This window comes from Mesorhizobium sp. WSM4844, assembly GCF_055811775.1.
This window is the reverse complement of the sequence record NZ_JBVVQB010000022.1, coordinates 40,158-56,132: the sequence shown is the minus strand read 5'-3', so window position 1 is coordinate 56,132 and position 15,975 is coordinate 40,158. Positions and strand designations below refer to the sequence as shown.

The 15,975-nt window shown below is 64.1% G+C and carries 15 protein-coding genes; 5 read left to right on the top strand and 10 right to left on the bottom strand.

Annotated elements, in window-relative coordinates; all coding sequences use genetic code 11:
- Positions 1–159 precede the first annotated feature (159 nt).
- From AC0L2A_RS18655 to derI, 4 genes are all read left to right on the top strand, one after another.
- Positions 160–927: a DeoR/GlpR family DNA-binding transcription regulator gene (locus tag AC0L2A_RS18655; protein WP_023800192.1), complete on the top strand. Its 768-nt coding sequence runs from the start codon at positions 160–162 to the stop codon at positions 925–927.
- 43 nt (positions 928–970) lie between these two features.
- A complete protein-coding gene (locus AC0L2A_RS18650; RefSeq protein ID WP_473610011.1) occupies positions 971–1,153 on the top strand; it encodes a hypothetical protein in 183 nt (60 codons plus the stop codon).
- Positions 1,138–1,923, top strand: a complete 786-nt coding sequence (locus AC0L2A_RS18645; RefSeq protein WP_473610010.1) for a triose-phosphate isomerase — start codon at positions 1,138–1,140, stop codon at positions 1,921–1,923. The genes AC0L2A_RS18650 and AC0L2A_RS18645 overlap by 16 nt, the downstream gene beginning before the upstream one ends.
- 246 nt (positions 1,924–2,169) lie before the next feature.
- The gene (gene derI / locus AC0L2A_RS18640) at positions 2,170–2,613 is read left to right on the top strand and encodes a D-erythrulose-4-phosphate isomerase (RefSeq protein WP_473610008.1); all 444 of its coding nucleotides are present in this window, start codon (positions 2,170–2,172) and stop codon (positions 2,611–2,613) included.
- 112 nt (positions 2,614–2,725) lie between these two features.
- Here the strand turns inward: derI and dhaL are convergent, their stop codons facing one another.
- From dhaL to oiaX, 8 genes are all read right to left on the bottom strand, one after another.
- Positions 2,726–3,364 (bottom strand): dihydroxyacetone kinase subunit DhaL, encoded by a 639-nt coding sequence (gene dhaL, locus AC0L2A_RS18635; protein ID WP_473610007.1) that lies wholly within the window; start codon positions 3,362–3,364, stop codon positions 2,726–2,728.
- A gap of 12 nt (positions 3,365–3,376) precedes the next feature.
- A complete protein-coding gene (locus AC0L2A_RS18630) occupies positions 3,377–4,384 on the bottom strand; it encodes a dihydroxyacetone kinase subunit DhaK (RefSeq protein ID WP_473610006.1) in 1,008 nt (335 codons plus the stop codon).
- Between the two features lie 173 nt (positions 4,385–4,557).
- Positions 4,558–6,843, bottom strand: coding sequence for a xanthine dehydrogenase family protein molybdopterin-binding subunit (locus AC0L2A_RS18625; RefSeq protein ID WP_473610004.1), 2,286 nt, complete (start codon positions 6,841–6,843; stop codon positions 4,558–4,560).
- Positions 6,844–6,852: 9 nt separating this feature from the next.
- Entirely contained in the window at positions 6,853–7,839 is a 987-nt protein-coding gene (locus AC0L2A_RS18620; RefSeq protein WP_473610003.1) for an FAD binding domain-containing protein, read from the bottom strand.
- A gap of 3 nt (positions 7,840–7,842) precedes the next feature.
- Positions 7,843–8,502, bottom strand: coding sequence for a 2Fe-2S iron-sulfur cluster-binding protein (locus tag AC0L2A_RS18615; protein ID WP_473610002.1), 660 nt, complete (start codon positions 8,500–8,502; stop codon positions 7,843–7,845).
- A 90-nt stretch (positions 8,503–8,592) separates the two neighbouring features.
- Positions 8,593–9,477, bottom strand: coding sequence for a helix-turn-helix domain-containing protein (locus AC0L2A_RS18610; RefSeq protein WP_473610000.1), 885 nt, complete (start codon positions 9,475–9,477; stop codon positions 8,593–8,595).
- 168 nt (positions 9,478–9,645) lie between these two features.
- A complete protein-coding gene (locus tag AC0L2A_RS18605) occupies positions 9,646–10,977 on the bottom strand; it encodes a four-carbon acid sugar kinase family protein (RefSeq protein WP_473609999.1) in 1,332 nt (443 codons plus the stop codon).
- Between the two features lie 4 nt (positions 10,978–10,981).
- A complete protein-coding gene (gene oiaX / locus AC0L2A_RS18600) occupies positions 10,982–12,232 on the bottom strand; it encodes a 3-oxo-isoapionate-4-phosphate decarboxylase OiaX (RefSeq protein WP_473609998.1) in 1,251 nt (416 codons plus the stop codon).
- Between the two features lie 141 nt (positions 12,233–12,373).
- On the opposite strand from oiaX, the gene AC0L2A_RS18595 reads away from it, so the two are divergent.
- Entirely contained in the window at positions 12,374–13,084 is a 711-nt protein-coding gene (locus AC0L2A_RS18595; protein ID WP_287172310.1) for a transcriptional regulator NanR, read from the top strand.
- An 18-nt stretch (positions 13,085–13,102) separates the two neighbouring features.
- On the opposite strand, the gene apnL is transcribed toward AC0L2A_RS18595, so the two are convergent.
- Positions 13,103–14,941, bottom strand: coding sequence for a D-apionate lactonase (gene apnL, locus AC0L2A_RS18590; protein WP_473609996.1), 1,839 nt, complete (start codon positions 14,939–14,941; stop codon positions 13,103–13,105).
- A complete protein-coding gene (locus AC0L2A_RS18585) occupies positions 14,938–15,972 on the bottom strand; it encodes a Gfo/Idh/MocA family protein (protein WP_473609995.1) in 1,035 nt (344 codons plus the stop codon). Before AC0L2A_RS18585 ends, apnL begins: the two co-directional genes overlap by 4 nt.
- Positions 15,973–15,975: the final 3 nt, after the last annotated feature.

The following is a 15,975-nucleotide window of genomic DNA, read 5'->3' as shown; positions in this document are numbered from 1 at the left end:
TTACAAGGCAGCGATCAGAAGCAAGGAATATCCCAAGGAAACGTAACACCATCACAAAAAATTTGCCATGCATGCGATTTTATCTGTTATAATAGCTTCTATCAGCCGTTTCTGCCACGGCGGACGCGGCGACGTGAATTAAAGGAAACAGGCTGGACAATGAAGAGCGACGGCCGGCGGCAAGGCATCATGGATTTTCTGATGGACACCGGCACGGCCAGTGTCGATGACCTTGCCTCGCGCTTCGGCGTGTCGAAGATGACCGTCCATCGCGACCTCGACGAACTCGAGGAAAGCGGCTTCCTGCGCAAGATACGCGGCGGCGCCTCGATTCAGCCGAGCGGCCTTTTCGAGAGTGATTTCCGCTATCGTCAAAAGCAGGCCGCCGAGGAGAAGCAGCGCCTGGCGGTTGCTGCCGTGGCTGTCATCGAACCGGGCCAGACGGTGATCATCGACGACGGCTCGACGGCGGGCGGCATTGCGCGCCACCTTGCGGATCTGCGCCCGCTGACCGTGATCTCCAACAATCTGGCCGTGATACAGGATCTGGCCGGCGTTGCCGGTATCACCCTGATCGCGCTCGGCGGCCAGTACAGCAAGAAATTCCACGGTTTCTTCGGCCTGCTCGCCGAGGACACGCTGAGATCGTTGCGCGCCGATGTCGCCTTCCTGTCGTCGTCCGCCATCCACGGCGTTTCCGCCTTCCACCAGGACCAGGAAGTGGTCCATACCAAGCGGTTGATGATGGCCGCGGCCGCCCGCAAATATCTGCTGGTCGATCACGGCAAGTTCGGCCGCACCGCCCTGCATTTCCTGACCGATCTCAAGGCGTTCGACGCCGTCTTCACCGGTCGAGAACTGGGACCGCAGATGCGGGAGGCGCTGGATGGCGCCGGCGTTTCGCTGACACTGGTCGAGAAGGACTAGACCATGATCCCGAAAAGTGGGAACCGGTTTTCGGAAAAAGATCATGGTCAAAGGAGAAGATAGAACCATGATCCCGAAAAGTGGGAACCGGTTTTCGGAAAAGATCATGGTCAAAGAAGAAGATAGAACCACGATCCCGAAAAGTGGGAACCGGTTTTCGGAAAAGATCATGGTCAAAGAAGAAGATGGAGCCCCATCCCGCCTCGCGGGATGGAACAGGCTCTAGAAGGAGGACGCGTGGCTTACTGGGTCGGCACAAGCTGGAAAATGAACAAGACGCTTGCAGAAGCGACTGACTTTGCCAGGGCGCTGGCGGGGTTCGTCCCCGGTTTCGACGACCGTATCCAGCCCTTCGTCATCCCGCCCTTCACGGCGGTCCGCGAGGTCAAGAAAGCGCTGGCATCGACGCGGATCAAGGTCGGTGCCCAGAACATGCACTGGGCCGACGCCGGCGCCTGGACCGGTGAGATCTCGCCGGTGATGCTGACGGACTGCGGGCTCGATCTCGTCGAGCTCGGCCATAGCGAACGGCGCGAGCATTTCGGCGAGACCGACAATACGGTTGGTCTCAAGACCGCAGCGGCGGTGAAGCACGGGTTGGTGCCGCTCATTTGCGTCGGCGAGACATTGGCGCAACGCAACAGCGGCCAGGCCGATGCGGTGCTGGCCTTGCAGGTGCACGGCGCGCTGCAATACCTCGAGGGCCGGGCCAAGGCGGCGACGATCCTGTTTGCTTACGAACCGGTCTGGGCGATCGGCGACAAGGGCATTCCGGCAAGTGCCGACTACGCCGACAGGCAGCAGGCGCTGATCAAGAAGATCGCCGGCGATCTTCTGCCGGCCATGCCGCCGGTGCTTTATGGCGGCAGCGTCAATCCGCAAAATGCCGCCGAGCTGATCGGCCAGCCTCATGTCGACGGGCTGTTCATCGGCCGCTCCGCCTGGCAGGCGGAAGGCTATATCGACATCCTCGAACGCGCCTCGGCGGCGATCTAGAGCATGATCCCGAAAAGTGGAATCCGGTTTTCGGAAAAGATCATGCTCAAACAAAAGATAGCATGATCCCGAAAAGTGGAATCCGGTTTTTCGGAAAAGATCATGCTCAAACAAGAGATAGCATGATCCCGAAAAGTGGAATCCGGTTTTCGGAAAAGATCATGCCCAACAAAAGTTAGAGCCCCATCCCGATGCCATCGGGATGGAACAGGCTCCAGAGCAATCGAACAGGAAAGGACAGAAAAAATGAAAATAGCCATTGGGGCCGACAGCGCCGGCAAGCCGCTGCTCGACGTCATTGCCGCTCACCTTGCCACCAAGCCCGGCCTCTCCGTCAGCGACGTCAGCCAGGCCGGCTACTATGCCGACCTGTCGCAGAGGCTCGCCCAGACCATCCTCGACGGCGAAAACGATCGCGGCATCTTGTTTTGCGGCACCGGCATCGGCGTTTCCATCTCGGCCAACAAGGTACCCGGCATTCGCGCCGCACTCACCCATGACACCTATTCGGCGGAGCGCGCGGCGAAATCCAACAATGCCCAGATCATCACCATGGGCGCCCGCGTCATCGGCCCGGAACTGGCCAAGTCGATCGTCGATGCCTGGCTCGCATCGGAGTTCGACGAAAACGGGCCATCGGCCGGCAATGTCCAGGCGATCGACAGGCTCGACGCGGCGAAGCTGGGCTAATGCATGTCGCCCAAAAGCATGCCCTCGGGCGTGAACCGAGGGTGCGCAGCGGTTTTGGGATAACGACATGTATAAAACAGGAGCTTAAGCGCGTCGCATCGATGCGATGCGCTTAAGCCAGGCTTTTTCGCATCGCGCCGATAACGGTGACCGCCGACGCCGCACCGGGATCGATGTGTCCGAGCGACCGCTCGCCGAGCCGCGACGAGCGGCCCTTCGCGGCGATCATGTCCTTGGTCGCCTCGGCGCCCCGTTCGGCTGCTTCGAGGGCGGCTGCCAGGCTTTCGGACAGGGTCTTGCCGGCGGCATGGGCAGCGGCCGCGGCTTGCGCCGCCGGCAGCCAGGCGTCGACCATCGTCTTCTCGCCGATCTCCGCCTTGCCGCGATCCTGGATGCCTTGCGCCATCGCCTGGAACAGGGCGACGACATCGGCGCCCGCCAAGGTCGCCTTGCCCTTGACGGCAGCCGCGCCACGCATGAAGGCCGTCGCGTAGAGCGGGCCCGACGAGGCGCCGACGGCGTTGAGGAACGACTTCGCCGCAGTGTTGAGGAGAACAGTCGGCTCGGTTGCCGTGAGCTCCAGCGACGCCAGCGCATCGCGCACCGCCCCAAAGCCGAGCGCCATGGCGATGCCATGATCGGCGTCGCCGATGACCCCGTCGAGCTGACAGAGCCTGTCCTTGTCGGCTTCGATCGCCATCGCGATCGCATCGAACATTCTTTTCAGATCGGCTGCATCGATGGATGTCATGGATGCACCCTTTCAGCCGGCGCGGAACATGGCGCAGTCGCAAGGATGGTCGAGCATCGTCTGCAATTCGGCGTCGAGATGCATCAGCGTCACCGAGGCGCCGGCCATTTCGAGCGAGGTGCAATAATTGCCGACCCAGGTCGCGTGAACTGACACGCCGATGTCATCGAGCCGCTGCTTGACGCGCCGGTTCATGATGTAGAGCTCCATCAGCGGCGTCGAGCCGAGCGAATTGATGAGCACGGCGACCTTGTCGCCGCGTGCCGGCGCCATCTCGTCGACGATCTTGTCCAGCATCTCGTCGGTGATCTCGTCGGCGGTTTTCAATTTTCCGCGGGCGATGCCCGGCTCGCCATGGATGCCCATGCCGATCTCCATCTCATCCGGTCCGATCTCGAAATTCGGCCGGCGGGTCTGCGGCAGCGAACAGGGCGACAGCGCCACGCCCATGGTGAAGGTGTGATCATTGGCCTTCCTGGCGATACGCTCGCATTCGTCGAATGACAGCATCCGCTCGCAGGCGGCACCAGCGGCCTTGAAGATGAAGAAATTGCCGGCGACACCACGGCGCTTTTGCCTCTGGTCGCGCGGCGCCGATGCCACGTCGTCGGTGGTCAGCACGGTGCGCACTTCGATGTCATCCATCGCCGCCATCTCTGCGGCCATGTCGAAGTTCATCACGTCGCCGGCATAGTTGCCATACATGAACAGCACGCCGGCGCCGCCGCTGGCCGCCTTGGCGCATTCAAGGATCGGGTCCGGCGGCGGCGAGGCAAAGACATTGCCGATCGCCGCCGCGTCGGCCAGCCCCTTGCCGACGAAACCGAGGAAGGTCGGCTCGTGGCCGGAGCCGCCGCCGATGACGAGGCCGACCTTGCCCTGGCGAGGTCCATCGCGAGCGATGATCGAGCGTGGGCTGCCCTTCATGCTTTTGAGATGGCGGGGATGCGCGGCCAGAATGCCTTCCAGCATCTCGTCGACAGTGCGGTTGCCGTCGTTGATGATCTTCTTGGTCTGCACCGGCAGCCTCCCGATTTCGGTAATTTCGCAGATAGTACAGCGTGTTACCGGAATTTCCACCCGGGGAGGGAGATTTCACGCGGCAATATGTTCCGGCGCGGCCAGTACCTGCACGCAGGGATTGGCAGCCGCTTTGTCCTTGAGCTTGAAATGCCCGAACAAGACTTGCCGCGTCAAATGGCGATCACCGGCAAGGCAGGCAGCAGCTTGTCCAGGGTGATGGGAAAGTCACGCACCCGCACGCCGGTCGCGTTGTAGATGGCGTTGGCAACAGCTGCCCCCGCACCGCAGACGCCGAGTTCGCCGATCCCCTTCGCGCCGAATGGATTGGCCTTGTCGTCATGTTCCTCGAGGAAGACGACCTCCATCTCCGGGACGTCGCCGTTGATCGGGACGTGATACTCGGCAAGATCGTGATTGACGAAGTGGCCGTAGCGCCGGTCGAGCACCGTCTGCTCCATCAGCGCCGCACCGATTCCCCAGGTCATGCCGCCGATGATTTGCGAGCGCGCGGTCTTGGGGTTGAGGATACGGCCAGCGCCCATCACCGCCAGCATCCGGCGCATGCGGATCTCACCGGTATCGCAATCGACAGCGACCTCGGCGAAATGCGCGCCATAGGAATGCTGCGAGTAAGCCTTGTATGACGGGGTGGCTGCGCCGGCGGCTACGGAACCCTCGGCCTCGAACCCGTCGGGAGCGATCCGCCGGACGACGTCGGCCAGGCTTGCCGAACGCTGGCCGAGCCTGACCTCGCCGTCGGCAAAGCTCGCTTCGGTGGCGCCAGCGCCGCGCAACGGCGAGGCTTCGCTCGACCGCGCCGCCTGCAATATCCGTTCCCTAAGGGCGTCGCAGGCGTTGTGCAGCGCCGACCCTGCACTTGCCGCGCCCCAGGACCCGCCGGAGCCGGCGGTACGCGGGAAGCGGCTGTCGCCAAGCTCCACTTTGACGGACGAGATCGGCACGCCGAGGCTGTCCGCGGCGATCTGGGTCAGGATCGTATAGGTGCCGGTCCCGATATCGGTCATGTCGAGCCGCGCCGTCACCCGACCGTCGCGGTCGATCGCAACCCGCGCCGTCGCCGCGCCGATGTAGTTCGGACGGATCGCCGCCGCCATGCCGTAGCCGATGAGCTTGCGGCCCTCTCGGGCGCGGCCCGGCGTCGGGTTTCTTCGCTGCCAACCGAAACGGCGGGCGCCTTCCTCCATGCAGGCGACGAGGTTGCGGGTGGAGAACGGCACGCCGCGCTCGGGATCCTGGGCCGGTTCATTGCGGATCCTGAGTTCGATTGGGTCCAGTCCGAGCCGCTCGGCGAGTTCATCCATGGCGCATTCGAAGGCCAGCATGCCGGGGGCTTCGCCGGGCGAGCGCATCCATTCGCCGCGGTTGATATCCAGCGGGACCAGGCGATGGCGGGTGACACGGTTCGGCGCCGCATAGAGCGAGCGGGCAAAAACTGCCGTTTGCTCGCAGTACTCCTCGAAGCTGGACGTTGCCGACCAGACGTCGTGCGCGATCCCTGTGAGCCGCCCGTCGGGGCCCGTGCTGAGACGTACCTGTTGGATCATCTCTGCGCGATGACCGGCATTGGCGAACATCTGTTGTCGCGTCAGCGCGATCTTGACGGGACGCTGCAGGACCTTTGCAGCAAGCGCGGCCAGGATCGTATCGGCATGGGCAATCAGCTTGGAGCCGAAGCCGCCGCCGATGAACGGGCTGATGATGCGCACACGCTCGGGTGGGATGCGAAGCGTGCTGGCGACCCCCGCCCGGAAATTCGCCAGGGTCTGCGCCGATGTATGGATCGTCAGCTCGTTGCCTGACCAGGCGGCGAGCGTCGCATGGGGCTCCATCGGATTGTGATGTTCGAAGGGCGTCCGGTAAGTGGCATCGAGCTTGACCGGAGCCGCGGCAAAGGCGCTCTCGAAGTCGCCGATGACGCTGTCGGTCTCGAAGCCGGCATTGGTCCGCTTTGGTGCGTAGGCGTCGGCCACATGTCCCGGCAGATCGTAGAGGCCCGGCTCCTCGTCGTAGCGCACTTTGATGAGGCCGGCAGCAGCGCGTGCCGCCTCGAACGTCTCCGCAACGACCAGCGCGACGGGCTCGTCGTAATAGCGCACCCACTCGCTGTTGAGCGCGGGCCGGGCGCGGGTGAAGACCTCCGGCACCGTCGGCGTGACCGCCGGGCCGAAATCCGGCTGGGCCGGCGCATTCCGGTGCGTCATGACGAGCAGCACTGCCGGCGCCCGTTCGGCTTCGGCCGTGTCGATCTCGGCAATGCGCCCCTTGGCGACGGCAGCCCCGAGAATATAGCCAAAGGCTGTACCCTCCAGCGTATTCTCGTAGGCGTAGGTGGCATCGCCTCTCACCTTGAGCGGACCATCGATGCGATCGAATGGACGCCCGATGACGCCGCTGCGTGTTTCGCGAGACCGGTTCGAGATCTTCGTCTCTGTCATCATGTCACCTCACGCACTCTCGGCGGCAGCAGCGAGCGTGTGCCGCATCGTCCGTTTCGCCAGCGGGATCTTGAAATCATTGCCGCCATATCCGACGGCTCCGGCGAGCGCGGCTTCGGCCGCGTCGGTAAAGGCGCCGGCGGACGCCGCCGCTCCTGCGAGCATGTGCTCCGCCTCCGTCGCGCGCCAGGGCTTCGCTGCCACGCCGCCCATGGCGATCCGAGCGCTTTGGATACGATCGCCGCTTTTCTCGACGACTGCCGCCACCGATACCAGCGCGAAGGCGTAGGAGGCACGGTCGCGCACCTTGCGGTAAACCTGCCGGCCGGGCGGTGGCGGCGGCAGGGTGACGGCGGCGATCATCTCGCCGTGGTCGAGTATGGTTTCCACATGCGGCGTCGCCTTCGGCAATCGATGGAGATCGCCAATCGGCATCGTGCGGGTCCCGCCGCCGGGCGATATGGTCTCGATCCTGGCGTCGAGCCCGGCCATGGCGACCGCCATGTCGGAGGGATGGACCGCGATGCAGGCCTGGCTGGCGCCGAGCACGGCGTGCATGCGATTGAAACCCTGCAGCGCCGCGCAGCCCGAACCTTGCTCGCGCTTGTTGCAAGGCATGTTGCGGTCGTAGAAATAGGGGCAGCGCGTGCGCTGCAGGAGATTGCCGCTGGTCGAGGCCTTGTTGCGTATCTGGCCGGACGCTCCCGCCAGCAGCGCTTGCGTGAGCATCGGATAGCGCGATCTCACCCGCGGATCGGCGGCAAGATCGCTGTTGCGGACCTGGGCGCCGACCCGAAGCCCGCCTGCCGCCGTCTCCTCGATCCGATCGAGCGGCAGCCGGCTGATGTCGACGAGATGCGCAGGGCGCTCGATCTCGAGCTTCATCAGGTCGAGCAGATTGGTGCCACCGCTGATGAACTTGGCGCCCGGCCGCGCCGCGACCGCGGCGGCTGCCTGCTCGGCACTTGCCGCACGTTCATAAGTGAAGGACTGCATTGCTCACGCCCCCTCTGCCGCGTCGCGGATTGCAGCGACAATGTTCGGATAAGCGGCACAACGGCAGATGTTGCCGCTCATCCGCTCGCGGATCTCGGCATCGGTGAGAGCGACCGATGCCGCAGCCACGTCGGCGCTCGCATGGCTCGGCCAGCCGGCCCTGGCCTCGCCTAGCATACCGACCGCCGAGCAGATCTGGCCCGGCGTGCAGTAGCCGCACTGGAAGCCGTCGCGGGCAACGAAGGCGGCCTGCACCGGATGCAGCCGGTCGCCCTCGGCAAGACCCTCGACCGTGGTGATCTCGTCGCCTTCATGCATTGCCGCAAGCGTCAGGCAGGAATTGATCCGGCGCCCATCGACCAGCACCGTGCATGCGCCGCACTGGCCGTGGTCGCAGCCTTTCTTCGAGCCGGTGAGGCCGAGATGATTGCGCAGCGCGTCGAGCAGCGTCGTCCGCGGGTCGAGCTCGACGGCAAAATCCTTCGCGTTGATCCGCAGGGATATCGGCATCGTCGGCGCCGGCGTCGGCGATGCGGCCGCCGAAACGGCGCCGGCCGGCTCCGCGTATACCGGTATACCGGTAGCCAGGAGCACGCCGGTCGCCACCCCGCCCTCCAGCACCGCTCGGCGAGTCGGCCCGCTCCTTGTGTCTGTTCTGGCCATACATGATCTCCCAGTCGCAGTTCTGTCACTCATCGACCTTGGAGGTGGGGAGGCGCGCGGTGGCTTTCTTTCAAGAAACCGGCGGAAATATCAGGATTCCGGAGAAGAATTCACCCGATAGGCCCGAGGCGTCATGCCCCTGAGACGCCGGAATGTCGTGGTGAAGTGGCTCTGGCTTGAAAAGCCGAGCCGAAAGGCAATGCTGCCGATCGACAAGCCCGTTTCGCGCAGCAGTATCTCGGCTCGCCGGACGCGTTCCTCGATCACATAGGCATAGGGTGCAAGCCCGGTCGTCGCCTTGAATCGGCGCGCAAAACTGTCGACGGCCATATCAGCGACGGCTGCCAACTCGCATAGCGAAATGTCTGCATTCATATGGGCATCGATGTAACCCCGAACTCGACCAAGCGCGCGACGGCTGAGACAGCCGTGGCGCACCGACGGGTGTTGCTCCCGGTTCAGGGCGGCCACGCGGAGGCTGACCAGGGCGACCAGATGCTCGATATAGGCAGTGTCCGGCTGGTGGCCGAGTGCCATCTCGTCGCGAAGCGAACTCAGCAGCGTGGCGATCACCACGTCTTTCCTGTTCACCAGGATCGGCAACTCTCTCAGGCGTTCGCAGCCAGGAAGCCTGATATCGGGATCGATCCACAGGGCTGAGTAGGAGAGGTCTACATCGCGATAGAAGCCGTGCCGCTCCGCGCCTGCGGGGACGAAGGTGAGGGCTCCGGGACGGTCCATTCCGTCGTACAGCGATTTTGCCTCGTGCCGGATAGATGTATGGGAAGTTCCGCCTTCTTCGGTCAGCACGATCAGATGATGAGGGGCTGTCCAGCGCAGTTCCGCCTCGCGGCACGCCCACCGCCGGTTGTCGAAAACGATCGAAGAGCTGGCCCATGACGCGGTTTGCAGGGGCTCCGACTTCTCCTCCTGGCTCCGAACCCGTCCGTCACCAAGCAATGGTCTGAATGACATCGCGGCATCCCGCTGGTTCATTCGCGGAGCCGTGATCCAGCCCCGCTTGAGCGTTTACGCCGCCCCGCCGCTGCGCGTACGGCGCCTTATGTGGGGCAGCTATCGTGTGTTGGTAACCGCGCCGTGTTCAAGAAGTCGTGAGATCAGGCAAATCCAGCGCGCCTGCTGTCACCCGCCAAGCCCATCGCGGATGGCGCAGAAATAGCGATCGGTACCGACTTGCCCGCCCTTGAGCGCAATCTCCAGTCCGTCGATCGCCTTGACGCGCGAGTGGGCGACGCAAAGCGGCGAGCCCGGCGAGGCGGGCAGCGGCATCCTGACCGTCAGCGCATCGACGCCCATCTGGCCGAGCGCATGGCTCGACGTGTCACCGCCGGCAATGACCACGCGCTGCAATTTTTGTTCGATCGTCAGCTCGCGAAGAAGTTCGCCGAGGCCGCGGCCAAGCTTGTGGCGGCCGCCTTCCTGCCGATCGATCTCGGCGCCCCGATCGGCTGTGGGGCCGAGGGCAGTGTAGAGGACGACGCTGCGACCGGCTTCGAGGCTGGCACGCCCGCTTGCTGCCGCGCGCGCAATCGCATCGCTGGAGGCCTCGGAAACCAGTTCGACAGGGTCCACCTCGACCCGGTCGAAACCGTCCGTCAAAGCATACCGGATCTGTCGTTCCGTCGTCGGCGAGCAGCTGCCCGAGACCACTGCGATCCGGTCGGCCGTACCCGGCGGCGAAAAGCTGGGCTCGGCACGGACGGTCCGGTTGGCGGCCCATTCGGCCAGCAGCGCATATTCGATGCCCGAAGAGCCGACGACGAATGCGCCCGGCCGGCGAACGCGCCATATCTCCTTGCCGGCAAGCGCCTGACTTTCCAGGCTGGCGACATCCAAAAGCACGATGCTGGTGCCATCGCCGAGCAAGCGATCGAACGCTTCCGAGCGCGATGCCGACTGCAGCGTCGCCAAGTCGACCAGCCCCGAGGTGAGGTCCGTCTGGCGCGATAGATGGATCAGCAGGTCGGATTCATCCATTGGCGTGGTCGGGTGTCGGCTCATCACCGGGTGGCGGTCGATACGGAAATATTTGTCGCGGTAAGCCGCAAACAGATGGCCGAAGGCGGTGTAGCGCTTGAGCTGCGGCGCGCCGACCACCAGCGGCACGCTGTCCTGGCTAAAAACCGAGCGGCCGATCTCGATAGCCCGGCCGATGCTGCCGATCGCCGGGCTGGAATCGAAGGTCGAGCAGACCTTGTAGTGGCAGATCTCGGCGTTCAGGGTCTTCAGCCAGGCGAAGGCGCGGTTGAGGTGCATGTCCATCCACTGCGGCGTCTCGCTTCGGCTGGTGCCGGCCAGGCCGATGGCACGGCAATGCCCGAACTGCGAAAGCATGGCCTCGTCCGGCTGACGCATGAACAGCACGGTCGGCACGCCGCCGAGCTCGAGCGCCTCCATGACGTCGGTCGAGCCGGTGAGATCATCGCCATAATAGCTCAGAAGCAGGCTTTGCATGGCGTCAGGCCGCTTTGCCGTCGCCGAATTTCTCGATCGACCGCGCCAGTTCCGGGTGGCTCAGGGCGAAGTCCGCCAACGGTATGCCATCGACGGCCGCCTGCCAGGCTTGCTGCACGGCGCGTACGCCGGCGCCCGGTCCGTCAGGATGGCTGACGATGCCGCCGCCGCAGAGATAGAGAAGATCGACTGTTCGGCCGGTTCGCCGGTAGGTTTCGGGGGCTTGTCCACCCCATTGGCCGGAGCCGGCGACCGGCAGCGCGCAATCCTCCGGCGAAAAGATCGGCGTGGTCACCGCCTCGAAGGAACTGATGAAGGACCAGTCCGGCTCCCAGTATTTCGAGGCGATGCCGTTGATCTGGAACTGGTCGACGCCGAGCAGCCGCCAGAACTGCTGCCAGACCTTGAAGTCCATGCCCAGACCGGGGTGGCGGGTGAGGATATCCCAGCCGTTGCGGTGGGCATGGAGCACCAGGCTGGAGCGCTTTCTCAGGTAAGCCATGCCGCCGAAGCCGACGGAATTGATGTTGACCACGGCGCAATTGCCGCCGGCCTTGGCCACCAGATCATGGTTGCGCATCATCTCGTCCGGGTCGGCGTGCGAGATGCCAAAGGCATACATCACCTTTCTGCCGGTCTTCTGCTCATGGTCGAGGACAAGCGGCATGATCGCCTTCACCCGTTCCGACAGCGGCGAATAGGCCGGGCTCATCAGCTTCTCGTCGTCCTTGATGAAATCGACGCCGGCGTCGATCAGCTCACCGACCATTTCGGCCGTCTCGTGCGGGCGCAGCCCAAGCGCCGGCTTGACGATCGTTCCGATGATCGGGCGATCCCTGACGCCGGTCAGCCGGCGGCTGCCGGCGACACCGAATTGCGGACCCGGGTGCGCGCCCCGGTATTCCTCCGGCAGCTTCATATCGACGACGCGAATGCCGTACAGGTCCTTGATCGAGAAGGCGCCACCGATGGCGATGGTCATCAATGCCGAAAGATCGGTGCCGATGGCATCAAACGGAAATGCGATGTCGACATCCGCGCGCTTGAAGGGCCCGACGCCGGCTTCCGGAAGGGACGGGCGTTCGGCGTCCGGAAGAGGCCGTATCGCCAGTACGCGCGCCGCCACCCGGGCCTTGAGCTCCTCGGTCTCGCCGGCCAGCGCAACGAAGGTTCCGGTCGACTGGTCGCTGGCGATCTTGGCCGCCAGCGCCTCGATGCTGCCTGGGGTTTCGATGCGATAGGTGAGGGTGATCATAGTCCGAAAAAAGTTCCCTGATCCTCGGAATCTGGTATAATGAGTACATAAGTATTGCAAGCGATATCCTGCTCGGCCGAGCATTCCGAGATTCGTGATGACGATGCTAAACAGAACCGGTCAAGGGAGTGATTCGCGACGATGAACCGTTCGGAGCCGATCGTCCGGCGCAAACTTTCCGACGAAGTGTTTTTGCGACTGAAGCGCTTGATCACCAGCGGCGAATTGCAGCCGGGCGACGACATGCCGTCGGAGCGCGAGCTGATGGAGCGCTTCGCGGTCGGCAGGCCGGCGATCCGCGAGGCGATGCAGGCGTTGAGCAATATGGGCCTTGTCGCGATCTCGCATGGCGAGCGGGCGAAGGTGCTTCAGCTGACCGCCAAGTCGATCATCAAGCAGGTCGACGGCGCCGCCAAGATCATTCTGTCGTCGTCGAAGGACACGCTCGAGCACCTCAAGAGCGCCCGCATCTTCTTCGAGCGCGGCATGGTCAGGGAAGCCGCCGAAAAGGCCACCGCCGAGGACGCTCAGCGGTTGCGGGCAACCGTTGCCGAACAGCGGAGCTTTCGCGGCGATTCCGAAGCCTTCATATCTGCCGATATGAAGTTTCATACCCAGATCGCGGCGATATCCGGCAACCCGATCTACGTCGCGGTCAGCGAAGCGATGCTTGGCTGGCTGAAGGAATATCACACCGAGATGCTGATCTGGACCGGCAAGGAAAATTTTACGCTGACCGAGCACGAAGAGATCATCGGCCGCATCGAGCAGAAGGACGCGGACGGCGCCGAGAAGGCGATGATCAAGCATCTTGAACGTTCACGCGCTCTCTACGTGATGAACTCCGGGTGACGAATTCCGGCAGCTGATTCACCCGATCCGGGTGATCGCGTAAGGCGTCATCACAAGGCGGCGTCGTTCGAACCCGGAAATATCAACCGTCACTTCGCTCGCCGTCAGGTTTGCCAGCCACATGACGGTCTGGCCCGCGGCAGAACGGCCGGCCAGCGTGAGCACCCGCGTCTCATCGCTCGTCCTCGCCGCCACTTGCCTGAAGCCGGCCAGTTCGCAAAGCCCCTGCACGGCTTGGAAGATCGGCCGGGGTTCACCTTCGCCGACGGGTTCCCCGGATGCCCCCAGCACGCCGAACGGTCCGCTGAAGCTGGACAGCGTGAGCATCTCCAGCCCGGCCGGCGCGACCCGCGCGGCATAGCCGATCGTCCATGCTGCCGCGAACAGCCCGGCATGGCGCGGATCCCGGTCGGCCATGGCGATGCGCTGACGGTGCGGATTGGCCTTGGTCGCGCCGCCATAGGGGTTCTGCCGCATGGCGATGGTCGATGGGCCGATCCGGTAGGGTTTTGCTCCGAAGATCGCCCGCGCCGATTGGGTGATGAAAGGCAGCGCCTCCAGCGATTGCATGACGCTGAGATCGTCGGCGGCGTGCACGATCGGGCAGGTGCAGTGGCTGACGAAATCGAGCAGATCGGCGGGAACGCGCTTGCGGTTGAGTTCGGTGAAATAGCTGAACATGCCACCGCCGAGGCGGATGTCGGGAAAGGCGCGGCGTGCCGCGGCATAGACATCTTCAAGCGGCGGACATTGAGGCCATGCGCTGCCCGGCGGCGTCGACTGCCGGTCGACCGAAGGCGAGACGGCAATAGCCGAGAGTTTCAGCCCGGCCTGACGCACCATGCCGGCGACGCCTGAGAGCTCGGCATCGAGATCGCCAACGCAGGAAACGACGCATTCGAGCATGGTCTCGACCGGGTAGGCTGCGGCGAGCCGGGCAAAGGACTGCAAGGCGTCGAGGCCATGGCCCCGCGTTGGATCGTAATGGAACATCAGCTGCTGCGGGCCGAGCGCGGACAGTGTCGGCAGGTTTGCCAGCGCCGTCTCGACCTCGTCCGGATAGATGATCACGCCGATATCCGGCAGCAGCGGTCCGGTTTCGCCGAGTTCGACTCGGACCGGCTCGGCGGTTGCTGCGGCAGCCGGCACCCTGCCGTCCCCGGTCACACGCAGCCTGATCGTCTGGCGCACAGTCTGGCCGGCGGGCAGCATGTAGGGCCAAGGCAGCGCCAGCGGCCGGACATAGGTCTTGTAGGACGCGTCCGACCAATTGCGCTGGTCCTCCATCTCGAACGCATCGCCTTCCATCCGGCATTCCGCGGTGACGCCGGGCCGGACCTCATGCGTGATCGCCCGCAGATCCTTGAAAGGCTGCCAGGGGTCGATCAGCTCAGGAAGTTTCGTTGCGACGACGCTGCCGTCGGTGTGCTCGACAGTGACCGGGCTGCCGGCCAGGCCGGCGATCGGATGCAGGATGCAGAAGCCGCAGCGATTGGTCTCGAAAGCGTTTTCGGGAAGCGCGCTCACGTCGAAAACCAGCTGGCCGTCGGCGCAACCTTTGATCGTCGCGCGAAAGTCGAGCCGGCTTCGCTCCGGTCCGACACAGCTTGCCGAATAGCTGACAGTGAAAGTGTCGGCGCCCTGGTCGATGACCAAATCCGTCAGCGCCGGCTCGTAGGTGCCCCAGTCGCGATCCCTGACGATATAGGCTATGGCGCGCAGCACCTCAATGCCGCCATGGCGGATGGTGCGCAGATTGCCGTTGACGAAGTCGGCGCTGAGCGCGCCGGCGCGCAAGCTGACTGGCTCGGTTTCGACCGTGTGTGTGCCATAGAGGAGGAAGGCATCCGCGGTCATCTCAGCAAAGCGTCGAGTTGCACCGGTTCACCGCTTGCAGCACCGGCATAGGCGGCCTCGACCAGCGCCAAGGTCCTAAGATTGTCGGCGCCCGAGGTTGCCGGCTCGGTTTTGCTCGCCAAGCAGGCGACCCAGTGCTTTTGGATGGCGACGACGCTTTCCTGGATGTTGTGCCACGGCCGCGATGCCCAGGGCAGCAGCGGCGGCGAGACGTCGCTGACCGCCGTTCCGTTCCTGCCGGTGACGGTGAGCCGGTAATTCTGCTCGAGCCGGATCGTGCCGTCGCTGCCGTCGATCTCGACCAGCGTCTGCGGAAACGGCTCGGTCGCGAGCTTGGTCGCATAGCTGCAGTCGACCACGGACGTTGCACCGCTCTTGTGGTCCATCAGCATGGTAGCGACGTCCTCGCCGGCAATGTTGGGGTTGATGCGAGCGGTTCGGGTCGTGATCGTCGAAACGTCGCCCAGTAGGAAGCGGGCTATGTCGAGACTGTGGATGCCGAGGTCTTCGATGATGAAGCGCTTTCCCGTCGCCAGATAGGGCTGCCCGGAAAATACGTCATAGGCCGAGCGGAACGAGATCCGGCCGAAGAAGGGCGTGCCGATGTCGCCGCTGTCGAGCACCGCGCGCACCGTCTGGATCGGCGACTGCCAGCGAAAATTCTCATGCACCATCAACGCCACGCCGGCATCGCTGCATGCCTTCACCATGGCCTTGGCGTCGGCAAGCGTCGGCGCAAACGGCTTTTGGCAGATCGCCGGAACGCGGTGTTGTGCCGCCATCTCGACAAGCGAACGATGGCTCGGCGCGGTGGTGGCGATATCGACGAAATCCAGGCTTTCGCCGGCAAACAGTGCCGCCGCGTCTGTGTAGCGTCGCTCAATGCCGAACTGGTCGCCGAGCACCTTGAGCCGTTCCGGGTCGCGGTCGCAGATGGCGACGATCGAGGCGCTGTCGATGTCGCGCCAGGCATGCATCTGGTTGACGGCAAAGAAGCCGCAGCCGATCAGCGCTCCTCGCAGTTCCGCCACGGG